Source organism: Sphingomonas aquatilis (assembly GCF_014196115.1).
Classification (GTDB): Bacteria; Pseudomonadota; Alphaproteobacteria; order Sphingomonadales; family Sphingomonadaceae; genus Sphingomonas; species Sphingomonas aquatilis.
Genome location: NZ_JACIDB010000002.1, coordinates 248335 through 261681, shown reverse-complemented (window position 1 = coordinate 261681; position 13347 = coordinate 248335). Strand labels below are relative to the sequence as shown.

13 protein-coding genes and 1 tRNA gene are annotated in these 13347 nt (G+C 68.3%); 6 read left to right on the top strand and 8 right to left on the bottom strand.

The window, feature by feature from the left end:
• Nucleotides 1–106: 106 nt before the first annotated feature.
• From GGR47_RS07210 to GGR47_RS07200, 3 genes are all read right to left on the bottom strand, one after another.
• Nucleotides 107–664, bottom strand: coding sequence for a hydrolase (locus GGR47_RS07210; protein WP_147036307.1), 558 nt, complete (start codon nucleotides 662–664; stop codon nucleotides 107–109).
• Nucleotides 665–670: 6 nt separating this feature from the next.
• Nucleotides 671–1477 (bottom strand): DUF429 domain-containing protein, encoded by an 807-nt coding sequence (locus GGR47_RS07205; protein ID WP_244305081.1) that lies wholly within the window; start codon nucleotides 1475–1477, stop codon nucleotides 671–673.
• Nucleotides 1478–1541: 64 nt separating this feature from the next.
• Nucleotides 1542–1615, bottom strand: a tRNA-Gln gene (locus tag GGR47_RS07200).
• 181 nt (nucleotides 1616–1796) lie between these two features.
• Here GGR47_RS07200 and GGR47_RS07195 point away from each other — a divergent pair.
• Both GGR47_RS07195 and GGR47_RS07190 read left to right on the top strand, forming a co-directional pair.
• Entirely contained in the window at nucleotides 1797–2819 is a 1023-nt protein-coding gene (locus tag GGR47_RS07195; protein WP_043061398.1) for a Ppx/GppA phosphatase family protein, read from the top strand.
• Nucleotides 2820–2829: 10 nt separating this feature from the next.
• Nucleotides 2830–3501 (top strand): RlmE family RNA methyltransferase, encoded by a 672-nt coding sequence (locus tag GGR47_RS07190; protein ID WP_147036309.1) that lies wholly within the window; start codon nucleotides 2830–2832, stop codon nucleotides 3499–3501.
• 606 nt (nucleotides 3502–4107) lie between these two features.
• On the opposite strand, the gene rpoZ is transcribed toward GGR47_RS07190, so the two are convergent.
• Entirely contained in the window at nucleotides 4108–4452 is a 345-nt protein-coding gene (gene rpoZ, locus GGR47_RS07185; protein WP_017980196.1) for a DNA-directed RNA polymerase subunit omega, read from the bottom strand.
• 317 nt (nucleotides 4453–4769) lie between these two features.
• On the opposite strand from rpoZ, the gene GGR47_RS07180 reads away from it, so the two are divergent.
• Nucleotides 4770–5939, top strand: a complete 1170-nt coding sequence (locus GGR47_RS07180) for a phospholipase D-like domain-containing protein (RefSeq protein WP_147036311.1) — start codon at nucleotides 4770–4772, stop codon at nucleotides 5937–5939.
• A 7-nt stretch (nucleotides 5940–5946) separates the two neighbouring features.
• Here GGR47_RS07180 and GGR47_RS07175 read toward each other — a convergent pair whose 3' ends face one another.
• Nucleotides 5947–6432, bottom strand: coding sequence for a MarR family winged helix-turn-helix transcriptional regulator (locus tag GGR47_RS07175; protein WP_147036313.1), 486 nt, complete (start codon nucleotides 6430–6432; stop codon nucleotides 5947–5949).
• 90 nt (nucleotides 6433–6522) lie between these two features.
• On the bottom strand, nucleotides 6523–7134 hold the full coding sequence (locus tag GGR47_RS07170; protein ID WP_017980199.1) for a class I SAM-dependent methyltransferase: 612 nt from the start codon (nucleotides 7132–7134) through the stop codon (nucleotides 6523–6525).
• Nucleotides 7135–7331: 197 nt separating this feature from the next.
• Here GGR47_RS07170 and GGR47_RS07165 point away from each other — a divergent pair, with 197 nt between their 5' ends.
• Both GGR47_RS07165 and GGR47_RS07160 read left to right on the top strand, forming a co-directional pair.
• Nucleotides 7332–7688 (top strand): antibiotic biosynthesis monooxygenase family protein, encoded by a 357-nt coding sequence (locus tag GGR47_RS07165; protein ID WP_147036315.1) that lies wholly within the window; start codon nucleotides 7332–7334, stop codon nucleotides 7686–7688.
• On the top strand, nucleotides 7685–8980 hold the full coding sequence (locus GGR47_RS07160) for an MFS transporter (protein ID WP_147036317.1): 1296 nt from the start codon (nucleotides 7685–7687) through the stop codon (nucleotides 8978–8980). The genes GGR47_RS07165 and GGR47_RS07160 overlap by 4 nt, the downstream gene beginning before the upstream one ends.
• Nucleotides 8981–9102: 122 nt before the next feature.
• Here GGR47_RS07160 and GGR47_RS07155 read toward each other — a convergent pair whose 3' ends face one another.
• Nucleotides 9103–11394 (bottom strand): CDC48 family AAA ATPase, encoded by a 2292-nt coding sequence (locus GGR47_RS07155; protein WP_147036319.1) that lies wholly within the window; start codon nucleotides 11392–11394, stop codon nucleotides 9103–9105.
• Nucleotides 11395–11701: 307 nt separating this feature from the next.
• On the opposite strand from GGR47_RS07155, the gene GGR47_RS07150 reads away from it, so the two are divergent.
• Nucleotides 11702–12589, top strand: a complete 888-nt coding sequence (locus GGR47_RS07150; protein ID WP_147036321.1) for a LysR substrate-binding domain-containing protein — start codon at nucleotides 11702–11704, stop codon at nucleotides 12587–12589.
• A 176-nt stretch (nucleotides 12590–12765) separates the two neighbouring features.
• Here the strand turns inward: GGR47_RS07150 and GGR47_RS07145 are convergent, their stop codons facing one another.
• Nucleotides 12766–13236 carry a peptidylprolyl isomerase gene (locus GGR47_RS07145; RefSeq protein ID WP_017980204.1) on the bottom strand — a complete coding sequence of 157 codons (471 nt, stop codon included), beginning with the start codon at nucleotides 13234–13236 and terminating at the stop codon, nucleotides 12766–12768.
• Nucleotides 13237–13347: the final 111 nt, after the last annotated feature.

Below are 13347 nucleotides of genomic sequence, written 5' to 3'. Positions count from 1 at the left end.
CACTCTGCGGCGAGGGGGATAGCCAGAGGCTGAGAACGAACCCCCGCGGCACGGTGGATGCCGGAACGAGTCCGGCATGACGGACATGTGGGGCGAAGCCCTCGCGCTACCCCAGCGTCACGTCCTCGCTCACAACCACCCGCGCAATCTGCGGCAGGATATGCTCAATCGCAAACGCATGTAGCTCCGCCGAGCGCGACGTCGAGGCATCCTCGACGATCACCACGTCATACGACAGCTCCCACGCACTGCGCGCGGTCGATTCGACCCCGAAATTCGTCGCGATGCCGGCGATCACCACCGTCTTTACCCCCCGCCGCCGCAATTGCAGGTCGAGGTCGGTTCCGATGAACGCGCCCCAATGGTGCTTCATCACGACGATGTCGCCGTCCTGCCGCAGCCCCTCGATTAGCGTGTGGAATTCAGGCGGCGTCCCCTCGGCGGGCAGGCGCAGCTGGTCGACGTTGCGACTCGGCATCGTATCGGGCGTGAAGCCGACATGGACCAGCACCACCGGCGCGCCTGCGGCGCGGAAGCGCGCGGCCAACGCCTTGCCGCGCGCGACGACGTCGGCGGCGCTGTGCGGCCCCTTGTCTCCGGCAATGATGCCGTCCTGCAGGTCGATGAGGATGAGCGCGGTGGTGCGGGGGTCGAGCGTCGGCATGCCCGCTCAACCGGCGAAGGGCGCCGCCGTTCCGCCCTCGCGCGGCACCCAGATCGCCGACTCCGCATCGCCATAGGCGTCCGCCTGCCCGCCGAGCGCGGTGATCCCCACCCAGGCGCAGACGATCGCGTCGATCACGTCTTCGTGCGCCTTGCGCGCGACACCGCTCGCGTCGTCGGGCAGAGGGGGCAGCGCTGCCTCCACGCCCTCGATCCGGGTCGCCAGCAAACCCACGATCCGCGCCCATTCCGCCGCCAGCAACACGCGCCGCGCGGCCAGCGATTCGTCCGGCCAATAAGTGCGGGTCTTCGACGCCTTATAGGGCAACCGCCGCGGCGCCTGCGCCAGCACCACCAGCGCCGGATGCGGATAGACCTCGATCAGCCCGCCGGTCTGCGCCGCGTCGGTGCGCAGCGGATAGCCCGCATCCTCGAACCCTGCCCGCAAGCCGTCGGAGAGTGGCCCCGGCCGCATCGCGCTGGGCGAATGCGTACCGCAATAGCGCCCGCCGAACGCGCGCGTGATCGCATTGTCCGACGCGCGCCGCGCGACGATCGGCGTGCGGGCCAGCGGCATGTCGATCGCGACCAGATCGACCCGCGCACCCGCCAGCGCCTCGGCCGCTGCGAGCAGCGCAGGCGCATCGGGCGACGATCCCCGCGGCGGTGCGTCGCACGCCACGCCGGCCGCCAGCGTCAGGAAATGGTCGTACGATGGCGCCACCGCCCGCAAATGCCAGCGCCCGGTCTCCAACACCGCGAGCGCGACGCCGCTCGGCTGCCCCGCGGTCCACGCGGCATCGATCCCCAGCACGACCTGCGAAGGGGTGGGATCAACGTCAGCGATGGGAGGAACGCTCGTAGGAGCAGGTGGTAAGTGGATGCCCGACAAGGATTCGAACCTTGATTGACGGAGTCAGAGTCCGCTCTCTTACCATTAGAGGATCGGGCAACGAGGGCCGCGCATCTAGGCGGGCACCGTGGGCCTGTCAACAGGTCAAATTGCTCGCCTTGTCGCAAGGGCTTGTACGCGCTACCTAGAGGGCAAGCACCGAGCGGGGCGTTCATCTCCGTGACGGCAGAACAGAAACAGATAGAAAGTCACCACGGCTATGGGGGATCGTTCCGCCCGAATGCCGTACCGGCAGGCCCCGCCTGCCCGTTCGGCGCCGAGCCGACCGCAACGCGGTCGCTGGTCCGATGCGCAGGCCTTTGCTGCGCTCGACCTCGGCACCAACAATTGCCGGCTGCTGATCGCCCGGCCGCAGGGCGATGGCTTCGCCGTCATCGACGCCTTTTCGCGCATCGTGCGCCTCGGCGAAGGACTCGCCGCGACCGGCCGGCTGAGCGACGCCGCGATCGAACGCACCATCGCCGCGCTGCGCGTCTGCGCCGACAAGTTGAAGCGCCGCAATGTCACGCTCGCGCGCTCGGTCGCGACCGAAGCGTGCCGGCGGGCGAGCAACGGGCAGGATTTCATCGCGCGCGCGCTCGCGGAAACCGGCATCCACCTCGACATCATCTCCGCTGAGGAAGAGGCCCGGCTGGCAGTGCTCGGCTGCCATGCGCTGATCGAACCGGGCGACGACCCCGCGCTGATCTTCGACATCGGCGGCGGCTCGACCGAACTGGTGCTGATCGACACGACGCGGGGCAGCATGCCGCGCGTGCTCGACTGGCATTCGGCGCCCTGGGGCGTCGTGTCGCTGACCGAACATGCCGGCGGCGGCGAGGGCGAAGGCGGCCGCCTCGCGGCGTACGAGCGGATGCGCGGCATCGTCGCGGATAGCTTCGCCGACTTTGCCGGCCGCTTACCCAAGAACGTCCGGCGCCCGCGCCTGCTCGGCACCAGCGGCACGGTGACGACGCTCGGCAGCGTCCATCTGGGCCTGAGCCATTACGACCGCGCGCAGGTGGATGGCCTGATCGTCCCCGCCGACGCAATGCGCCGGATCAGCGCCGACCTGTCGCGCAAATCGGTGAAGGAACGCGCGCAGCTCGCCTGCATCGGATCGGAACGCGCCGACCTGGTGGTCGCGGGCTGCGCGATCCTGGAAACAATCCTCGATTTGTGGCCCGCCGAGCGGCTGGGCATCGCCGACCGCGGCATCCGTGAAGGCATCCTGCGCCGCCTGATGGGCAGCCCCAGACCATGAGTGTCATGACATGAGCAGAGACGGCGGCGGCCTGCGCACCCGCGTCAAGACCGCGCGCGGCCGCACCGCGCAATCGACGCGCTGGCTCGAACGCCAGCTCAACGACCCCTATGTCCGCCGCGCCAAGGCGGAGGGCTATCGCAGCCGCGCGGCGTACAAGTTGCTCGAACTCGACGAGCGGTTCGGGATCATCCAGGGCAAGCGCCGCGTCGTCGACCTCGGCATCGCGCCGGGCGGCTGGAGCCAGGTGATCCGCCGCCGCGTGCCCAAGGCGGCGGTGGTTGGCATCGATCTGCTGCCGGTCGATCCGATCGACGGCGTCACCATCTTCCAGATGGACTTCATGGACGATGCCGCGCCGGGCGTGCTGATGGAGGCATTGGGCGGCGCACCCGACCTGGTGATGTCGGACATGGCGGCGAACACCGTTGGCCACCCGCAGACCGACGCGCTGCGCACCATGGCGCTGGTCGAAACCGCACTCGCCTTCGCGGTCGACGTGCTGGAAAAGGGCGGCACCTTCGTCGCCAAGGTCTTTGCGGGCGGCGCCGATGCGCAATTGGTCGCCGAGATGAAGCGCAACTTCCAGACGGTGAAGCACGCCAAGCCGCCCAGCAGCCGCAAGGGCTCGGTGGAATGGTTCGTCGTGGCGCAGGGGTTCAAGGGTCGCCAAGCGGATTAGCGACGCTAATCCGCGTCGCGTGGCGACCCCGGCCAGCGTCGCGAAAGCGACGACTGACGACGCGGCTTCGCCGCGGCGGGGCCCTGCGCGACACTCCAGCCGTCATCCCACAAAGGCCACAGCCTCCGCTGGGGTTACGATAGCGGTCGGAGCTTTAAACGCCGGCTCCTCTGAATTCCTCCCCCGCCAGGGGGAGGTGGCAGCGCGATAGCGCTGACGGAGGGGGAGGATGCGGTGAGGGGAGCATTCGCGGAAGCACCCCCTCCACCACCGGCTGCGCGGGCGGTCCCCAGCGCAGGGTCGATCATGCCCCCGGCATGATCTTGGATTGCTCGGAGCAATCCAACCCTGCACTCCCGCTGACGCGAGGGAGGAATTGCATATCTCCCAAAACCCGCCCGCCGCGGCAAAGCCGCGTCGTCAGTCGTCGCGTTGCGACGCTGGCCGCGGATCGGTCCGAGGCGCGGATTAGCGCGGCTAATCCGCTAGCCGATCCCCCAAACGCAAACGACGCGGCAAAGCCGCGTCGTCAGTCGGGCCTGGCGCCCGCTGGCCGTGGACTGGTCCGCGACGCGGATTAGCCGAGGCTAACCCGCTGACCAGTCCTCACCCGTCGTAATCGGCGCCGAGATTCTGGTTCCGCGGCGGCGCAGCGGCGGTCAGGCGGAGCGCTTCGGCCGAGGCGGCGAGCGAGCCGACGGCGTCGACTTCATCGTCGTCGTCGATCTGGACGCGCTGCAGGCTGTTGACGACCGCTTCCTCGAGGTGATCGGGGCGGACCAGCTCGTCGGCGATTTCGCGCAGCGCGACGACCGGGTTCTTGTCGCGATCGCGATCGAGCAGCAGTTCCGCGCCGCCCGAAATCTGCCGCGCGCGCTGCGCAGCGAACAGGACCAGGTCGAAACGGTTGGGGATCTTGTCGACGCAATCCTCGACGGTAACGCGCGCCATGGACGCTTTCCTTCGCAAATACCGATTCAGTAAGGGGCGGCGTGTAGGCGGAGGCTGTGGGTAAAGTCAAGGAAATCGGCCCCGCGGCGGTGCGGCGAGGGTAGATGCGCTGCCTTGGCCCCACCCACATCGTCACCCCGGACTTGGTCCGGGGTCCACCAAGCCGCAAGGGAGGAGAAAGAGGCTCCAACCACCCCCTAGCCGCAGAGTGGACCCCGGACCAAGTCCGGGGTGACGGCGTGGGTGGGCTGAGGTCACGTTCATAACGCCTCACCGTTACTTGCCACCCGGCGCACCGACGGGCACAGACGAGCGCAATGGATGCGCCCGCTCCCCAGCCGACCTTCGCGGTCGATGGCAATCGGCTGACGCTGCTCGATACCGGCCCGCGCCGCCTCGACGCGCTGCTCGCCCTGATCGCGGGCGCGACCCATTCGCTGCGCATCCTCTATTACATCTACGCCGACGACGCGACCGGACGCCGCGTCAATGCCGCGCTGATCGCCGCAGCGGAACGCGGCGTCGACACCGCGCTGATCGTCGACGGCTTCGGCAGCGAAACCGACGATGCCTTTTACGCGCCGCTGCGCGAGGCCGGCGTATCCGTGTGCCGCTTCGCGCCCCGGTTCGGGCGCCGCTACCTGCTGCGCAACCACCAGAAGCTGGCGCTCGCCGATGCGGGGCAGTCGGGCGAGCGGATCATCATCGGCGGGTTCAACGTCGAGGACGATTATTTCGGCACCCCCGCGCAGGAAGCGTGGCGCGACCTGGGGCTGCTGGTCGAGGGGCCGGCCGCGGGTCGATTGGCGGGCTATTTCGACGCGCTGCACGACTGGCTGCGGCTGCCCAAAGGCAAGGTGCGCCCGCTCAACAAGGCGCTGGCGCGCTGGAGCGAGGCGCATGGTGACACACGCTGGCTGATCGGCGGGCCGACGCGGCGCCTGTCGCCCTGGGCGCGGGCAGTGCGCGACGACCTGCGCCGTGGCAAGCGGATCGACATCATCGCCGCCTATTTCACGCCCTCGCCCACCATTCTGCGCCGACTGGACAAGGCCGGGCGCCGCAAGGCGAAGGTGCGCGTCGTCACCGCGTCCAAATCCGACAACAATGCGACGATCGCGGCGGCGCGCTTCACCTATGCGGGCCTGCTGCGCAAGGGCGTCGCGCTGTACGAATATCTGCCGACCAAGCTGCACACCAAACTCTACGTGATCGACGACGTCGTCTATGTCGGATCGGCCAATTTCGACATGCGCAGCCTGTTCATCAACATGGAGCTGATGCTGCGCGTCCACGACGCCGCCTTCGCCGCGCATGTCCGGCGCTATATCGAGGGCGAGATTGCGCGATCGCAGCCGATCACGCGCAGCTGGTACAAGGCGCATACCGGCGTGCTGCAGCGCCTGCGCCAGTTCGCCGCCTATCTGCTGATCGCGGTGGTCGATCCCAGCGTGTCGCGCGGGCTGAATTTCGGCATCGACGACTAGCCGCGCGTCACCGGCCCAGCGCGTCGATCTGCGCGCGCGCCTCTGCGGGGATCAGCGCCTCCATCACCGCCCAATAGCCCGCCACCGCCTCTTGCCCGGCATAGCTGTACGCCTTGGCCATGCGGTCGCGTTGCTCCTCGAACAAGGCGGTTTCCAGAGCGACCCCCTGTTCCGTCAGCCGCAACAGGCGCTGGCGACGATCGACGTCCCCGGCGCGCATGCAGACGAGATCGCGGTCGACCAGATCCTTCATCACCCGGCCGAGCGACTGTTTGGTCACCGCCAGCAACAACAGCAGATCGCCGACGGTGACGTCGGGACAGCGCCCGATGAAATAAAGCGCGCGGTGATGCGCGCGCCCCAGGCCCAGTTCGGCCAGCTTTTCGTCCGCCGTGCGCAGAAACCGCGTCTGGGCGAACATCATCAATTCCATGCCGCGGCGGATCGCAGTGTCGCGCAGGAACAGGGCAGAGGAATGCTTCGGAGCGTCCATATCGGACGCGATTAGCTTAACCTTCGATGCAAGAAAAGGGCCCGTATCGGCAAAATCGTTCGATTGTGTCGCTACAGGCCGCGCTGGCGATCAATCCTTCCACGCCCAATACAGCTGCGCGGGGGGCACGTTCCACCATTCCATGTCATGATCGATGTTGGTGAAATGGGGGGTGAGGAAGTCCTTCACCTTGGGCGAGAATTGATAGACCAGGAACGCGCCGCCGGTGCGGATCACACGATGCGTCGCCGCGGCGATCGCCGGGCCGACGCCGGCGGGCAGCGTCGAGAAGGGCAGGCCCGACAGCACGTAATCGGCATGGTCGTGCCCGCGTTCGCGCACGATCCGCTCGACGTCCGCCGCCGATCCTTCCACCGCGACGAAGCGCGAATCCGTGATCGTGTGGTCAAGGTAGCGGATGAAATCGGGGTTGGTGTCGATCGCGATCAACGTCGCGTCGGGCGCCATCCGCTCCAGGATCGGGCGGCAGAAGGTGCCGACGCCGGGACCATATTCGACGAACAGCTTGCACGCCGACCAGTCGACGGGCGCGAGCATCTTGCGGATCAGCTTGTCCGACGACGGGATGATCGACCCCACCATCACCGGATGCTTCAGGAAGCCCTGAAAGAACATCGCGACCGGGCTCGGCACGCCGGTGCCACGGGTACGGCGCCTGGCGGCGGTGGTCGAAGAGGGCATCGGCTTCCTGTCGTTGATCGCGTGTCGGGACCCCGCGCAGGACCGCGCGGAAAATACCCCGTGCCACGTTTCCCGAACGCGTTTCAAGACATGCGGTTGCGTCGCCCCCTGCGGTTCGTCGCAGCGAGCGCTCCCGAGACACAGCTTGCCCTGCCCCGTCGCCGGACTAGGAAGGGGATCACGGAGGGGAAGAAACCATGGCGGAGCAACGGTCTGGCGAGGTCGCGGTGATCTTCACCTCGCAGCGCAACGGCGCCGACGCGGCGGGCTATGACGCGGCCGCGGCGGCGATGGCGGCGCTGGCGGCACGCCAGCCGGGCTATCGCGGCGTCGACAGCGTGCGCGAGCCGGACGGCGCCGGCATCACGATCAGCTATTGGGCGGACGAGGCGGCGGCCATCGCCTGGCGCGACCAGCCCGATCATGCCGCGATCCGCGAGGCGGGTCGGGCGCATTGGTACGACCGCTATCAGGTCATCGTCTGCGCCGTGACGCGCGACTATGCCTGGGACCGCGCCGGGGCCTGGGACCGCGCCGGGCACCGCGCCGCATGACCGGCCGGACCCGCGGCCCGATGGACCGGCGCTTTGCGCTCATGTTCCTCGTCATGCTGACGATCGCGGCGGGCAATACCGCGCTGCAATCGATCCTCCCCGCGCTGGGGCGCTCGCTGAAGGTCGCCGACAGCGCCGTCGCCGCCGCCTTTTCGGTATCGGCGCTGTTATGGGTGATCGCCGCGCCCTTCTGGGCGAACCGGTCCGACCGGCACGGGCATCGCGCGATGATCCTGCTGGGCGTCGGCGGCTTTTCGGTGTCGCTCAGCCTGTGCGGCCTGTTCCTCGCCGCCGGGATCAACGGCTGGATCGGCGGCACCGCCGCCTTCGGCCTCTTCATCGCCGGGCGGCTGATCTACGGCACGTTCGGCTCCGCCGCGCCGCCCGCGGTGCAGGCGCTGGTCGCCGGCGAGACGAGCCGTGAGGATCGCACGCGCGCCCTCACCCTGCTCGCCAGCGCCTTCGGCCTCGGCACGATCTTGGGGCCGGCGATCGCGCCCTATCTGCTGCTCGGCCATATCGGCCGTGTCGAAGTCGGGCTGGCCGGTCCCGCCTTCGTCTTCGCGGTGTTCGGCGTGGGCGTGTGGATCACGGTGCGCGCGATCCTGCCCGACGACCGGCGCGCGACGTTCCACGAACATGGCACCTCCTCGGCCTATCCCTCGATCGGCGGCGCCCCCACCGGCGCGACCGTCGCCGCCGCGACGCAGCCGCATAGCGAGCATGTCGGCTATCTCGATCCGCGCGTGCGCGCCTGGATGATCGCGGGACTGGTGATGGGCCATGCGCAGGCGATGACCAGCCAGGCGATCGGCTTCCTCGTCATCGATCGCCTGCACATCGCGCCCGCGCTGGCGCTGGAGCCGACCGGCATCGTGCTGATGATGGGCGCGGGCGCGGCGCTGCTGGTGCAATGGGGGGTGATCCCGCTGCTCGGCCTCACGCCGCGACGGCTGGTGCTGGTGGGGCTGGTGCTCGCCGCGATCGGCGTGGCGCTGACCGGGCTCGCGACATCGCTGTACGGCATCGCCACTGCCTATGCGCTGGCGAACCTGGGCTTCGGCTTCACACGGCCGGGGTTTACCGCGGGGTCGAGCCTTGCCGTCGGACCCGCCGCGCAAGGGTCGGTTGCCGGCAAGGTGACGAGCGTCAACGGCGCGAGCTTCGTGCTCGGCCCCTCGATCGGCGTCGGCCTGTACGAACTGTCGCGGCCGCTGCCGTACCTAACCGCGGCGGCGGCGCTGGTGGTGCTGTTCGCCTATGCCTGGGTGGCGTTGCGGGAGCGGGCCTGATCCGCGCGCCTCGCAAACCGTTCGCCCTGAGCCTGTCGAAGGGCACCTCTCCGCAGACATAACGTCCGTGGAGCGGCGGGCTTCGACAGGCTCAGCCCAAACGGTTTCGGCGCGTTTGCACCTCAGTCTGCGGCCTTCGGCCCGCGCGCGCGCAGCTGGCCGGGGGAAATGAAGCCGATCGGCTGGATCGCCGCCGCATCCTGCTTCAGCTGCGCGGCGATCTTTTCGTAATCCTTCTCCATCTCGGGCGTCACGCTCGCGCGCGATTCGGTGAGCGCCGATTCGAAGTCCGCCATCGTCACCGCGGTCGACTGCAACGATCGCCGCAGCGCGACCAGGCCGGCGCGGCGCACCACGTCCTCCAGATCGGCGCCGGTAAACCGATCGGTCTGGCGCGCGATCGCGTCGAGATCGACATCGTCGGCGAGCGGCATCTTCTGCGTCTGGATGCCCAGGATACGCCGGCGCCCCTCCTGATTGGGCACACCGACATAGACCAGCTCGTCGAACCGCCCCGGCCGTAACAGCGCGGGGTCGATCAGGTTCGGCCGGTTGGTCGCGCCGATGACGACCACCGACTGCAATTCCTCCAGCCCGTCCATTTCGGCGAGGATCGTGTTGACCACGCGCTCGGTCACCTGCGGCTCGCCGAGGCCGCCGCCACGCGCGGGCACCAGGCTGTCGAGCTCGTCGATGAAGATCACGCACGGCGCCACCTGCCGCGCGCGCTGGAACAGGCGGGTGATCTGCTGCTCGCTTTCACCATACCATTTCGACAACAGGTCGCTCGATTTGGTGGCGATGAAATTCGCCTCCGCCTCGCGCGCCACCGCCTTGGCGAGCAAGGTCTTGCCCGTGCCCGGCGGGCCATAGAGCAGGAAGCCCTTGGCCGGCCGAATGCCCAGCCGGCGGAAGGCATCGGGGTCCTTCAGCGGCAGCTCGACGCCTTCCTTCAACCGGTTCTGCGCGGCATCCAGCCCGCCGACATCGTCCCAGCGCACCCGCGGCGCCTCGACCATCACCTCGCGCATCGCGCTCGGCTGGACGCGCTTCAGCGCCTCGAGGAAGTCCTCGCGCGTCACCGACAACTCGTCGAGCACCTCGGCAGGGATCGTCCGCTCTTCCAGGTTGAGCTTCGGCATGATCCGCCGCACCGCCTCGATCGCCGCCTCGCGGGTCAGCGCGGCCAGATCGGCACCGACGAAGCCATAGGTGGTGCGCGCCAGTTCGACGAGGTCGACCTTGTCGCCCAGCGGCATGCCGCGGGTGTGGATGCCCAGGATTTCGCGACGGCCGCGCTCGTCGGGTACGCCGACGACGATCTCGCGATCGAAGCGGCCCGGCCGACGCAGCGCTTCGTCGATCGCCTCGGGTCGGTTGGTCGCCGCGATCACGACGAGGTTCGCACGCGCCTCCAGCCCGTCCATCAGCGTCAGCAGCTGCGCGACGACGCGCTTCTCCGCCTCGCCCTGCACGCTGCCACGCTTCGGGGCGATCGAATCGATCTCGTCGATGAAGACGATCGACGGTGCGCTCTTCGCGGCTTCCTCGAAGATCTCCCGCAGTCGGCCCTCGGACTCGCCATAGGCCGAGCCCATGATCTCGGGACCGTTGATCAGGAAGAAGGACGCGTCGCTTTCGTTCGCCACGGCGCGCGCGAGGCGCGTCTTGCCGGTCCCCGGCGGGCCATAGAGCAGCAGGCCCTTGGGCGGATCGACGCCCAGCCGCTGGAACAGCTCGGGGTAGCGCAGCGGCAGTTCGACCATCTCGCGCAGTTGGTCGATCGTCTGCGCCATGCCGCCGATATCGTCATAGGTCACATCGGCGCGGCGCTGCGTCGGCTCCTCATATTCGGGGCGCAGCTCGACCTCGGTATTCTCGTCGATATGGACGATGCCCTTGGGGCTCGCCGACACCACCGACAAGCGAATTTCCTGCAACGCATAGGCCGGCGCGTTCATGAACTGCTGGATACCCGGCGGCATATTGCCGACGCGCTGGTGCCCCGCGGTCGCGACGACGTCGCCCTGGCACAGCGGCCGCCCGAAGAAAGTGCGCTTGAGCGCTTGCGGTTGGCCCTGCAAGCGCAGATTGGCCTGCGCAGGCGCGAAGACGACGCGCGTCGCGGGCTTCGATTCCACTTTCCGCACCTCGACGAAATCGCCCGCGCCGACGCCGGCATTGGCGCGTTGCAGGCCATCAATGCGCAGGATCTCGATTCCCTCGTCCTCGGGATACGGCCCGACGGCGCGCGCGGGTGTCGACTGCTTGCCGACGATCTCGATCACGTCGCCCTCGCCCACGCCCAGCGCGGCCATCAGGCTGCGCGGCAGGTGCGCGAGGCCGCGGCCGGAATCCTCCGGACGGCTGTTCGCCACCTGGATTTTACGCGTCGGGGTATCGCTGTCGGCCATCCACTCTCGTCCTGCAGGGTGCGTTCGAAGCGCGCGAGATAGGAAGGCGGTTCCGATGGTGCGAGGGTGAAGCTTTTGAAAACGTGCTCGCGCGCGTCGGCGGCTCCGGCCTGCTGCGCGCGTGTCGCCGAAAACGCGCAAAAAAAGGGCCGGCGAAAACGCCAGCCCGGGAAAGTTTTTAGGAGAGGATGCCTGAAAGGCCCGTCCCCTTTCCTCTCCGAAGCTTTATGTTGCAAGTGCGAAAACATTCGATACGATTGCACAATCTGCATTCGTTGACGCGACACTGGGGCGAGGAAGGACCGCGATGCGCAGATTGCCGCCGCTGGGCGCCATCGAGGCGTTTGTGCAAGTCGCCCGACTGGGGTCGGTGAAGGCTGCCGCCACCGAACTGGCGCTGTCTGCCCCCGCGCTCAGCCGCCGCGTGCAGAGCCTGGAACGCTTCATCGGGCGTCCGCTGTTCGAACGCCGCCACCAGGCGATGGTGCTGAACGCGGATGGCGACCGCCTGCTCGGGCAGATCGCGCCAATGCTCGACAGCCTGTCGGATACGATCGAGGAGATGATGGGGCACAGCGACGTGCTGCGCCTGCGCCTCGGCATCCTGCCGCTGTTCGCCTCGCAGCGGCTGTTCCCGCGGCTGGGCGAGTTGCGCGCGGCGCATCCGGAACTGCATCTCGATATCGACACCGCCGGCCACGGCATCGCGCGGCTGGGCGAAGGGCTCGACGCGGTGATCGCTCTGTCGCGCGAAATCGATCCGACGCTGTACGCCAAGCGGCTCGACCGCAATTCGGTCTATGTCATCGGCGCGCGCACGCTGCTGGAGGGCCCCGACCCGGTCACCCGGCCCGAGCAGTTGAGCGGCCTGACCGCGCTGATCCATCGCGAGATGCCGGACAATTTCACCGCATGGCGCGACGCGGCGGGCATCGACCCGACGATCGAGCCGCTGGCGATCGACTATTTTGATTCGGGCGCCTTGATGCTGGAAGCTGCGGCGCAGGGCATCGGTGTCGCCTTCATGCACGAAAGCCATTTCCAGGACGCGCGCGATCCGCGGCTGGTGCGCCTGTTCGATATCGTGGTGGAAAGCCCGTACAGCTATTGGTTCGTCTGCCGCCCCCGCGCGCTGCAACAGCGTCCGGTCCGCATGTTCCACGACTGGCTGATCCGGACGCTGGGCGAGGTTTAACGGTCGGGACGATCAGCGGACGTCCCGCACCCTCCCCCTCCGTCACCGGCTGTGCCGGCGCCACCTCCCCCTGGCGGGGGAGGAATGAGGTCGAAGTCCTCCCCGCCAGGGGGAGGTGGCAGGCCATATGGCCTGACGGAGGGGGAGGACACGGCGCCCTCGCCCCACCTCCGGCGTTACTCCGCCTTCGCGCTGACGATCTTGCCCGGATTGCGGGGCGGCTCGCCCTTGGGCAGCTTGTCGATCAGGTCCATGCCGTCGGTCACTTCGCCCCAGACGGTATATTGGTTGTCGAGGAAGCGCGCGTCGTCGAAGCAGATGAAGAACTGGCTGTTCGCCGAATTGGGATCGCTGGTCCGCGCCATCGAGCAGACGCCGCGCACGTGCGGCTCCTTGTTGAACTCCTGCTTCAGGTTCGGCTTCGACGACCCGCCGGTGCCATCGCCACGACCGCCGTCGCCACCCTGCGCCATGAAGCCCGGGATCACGCGGTGGAACGGCACGCCATTGTAGAAGCCTTCGTTCGCCAGCTCGCCGATGCGCGCGACGTGGTTCGGCGCCAGATCGGGGCGCAGCTTGATCGTGACGTCGCCCTGTTCGGACCCGGTGTCGAGCGTCAGCGTCAGCGTGGTGAAGGTATCGGCCATGTGTTGTCCTTTATGGTGTTGCCGCAGCAGGTAGTGTCGCTTCGGCCGAAGGGCAAATCCCCGAAGGGTGGCCAATCGTGCCGCAGCGCGGTAGACGCTCCCGATTGCACC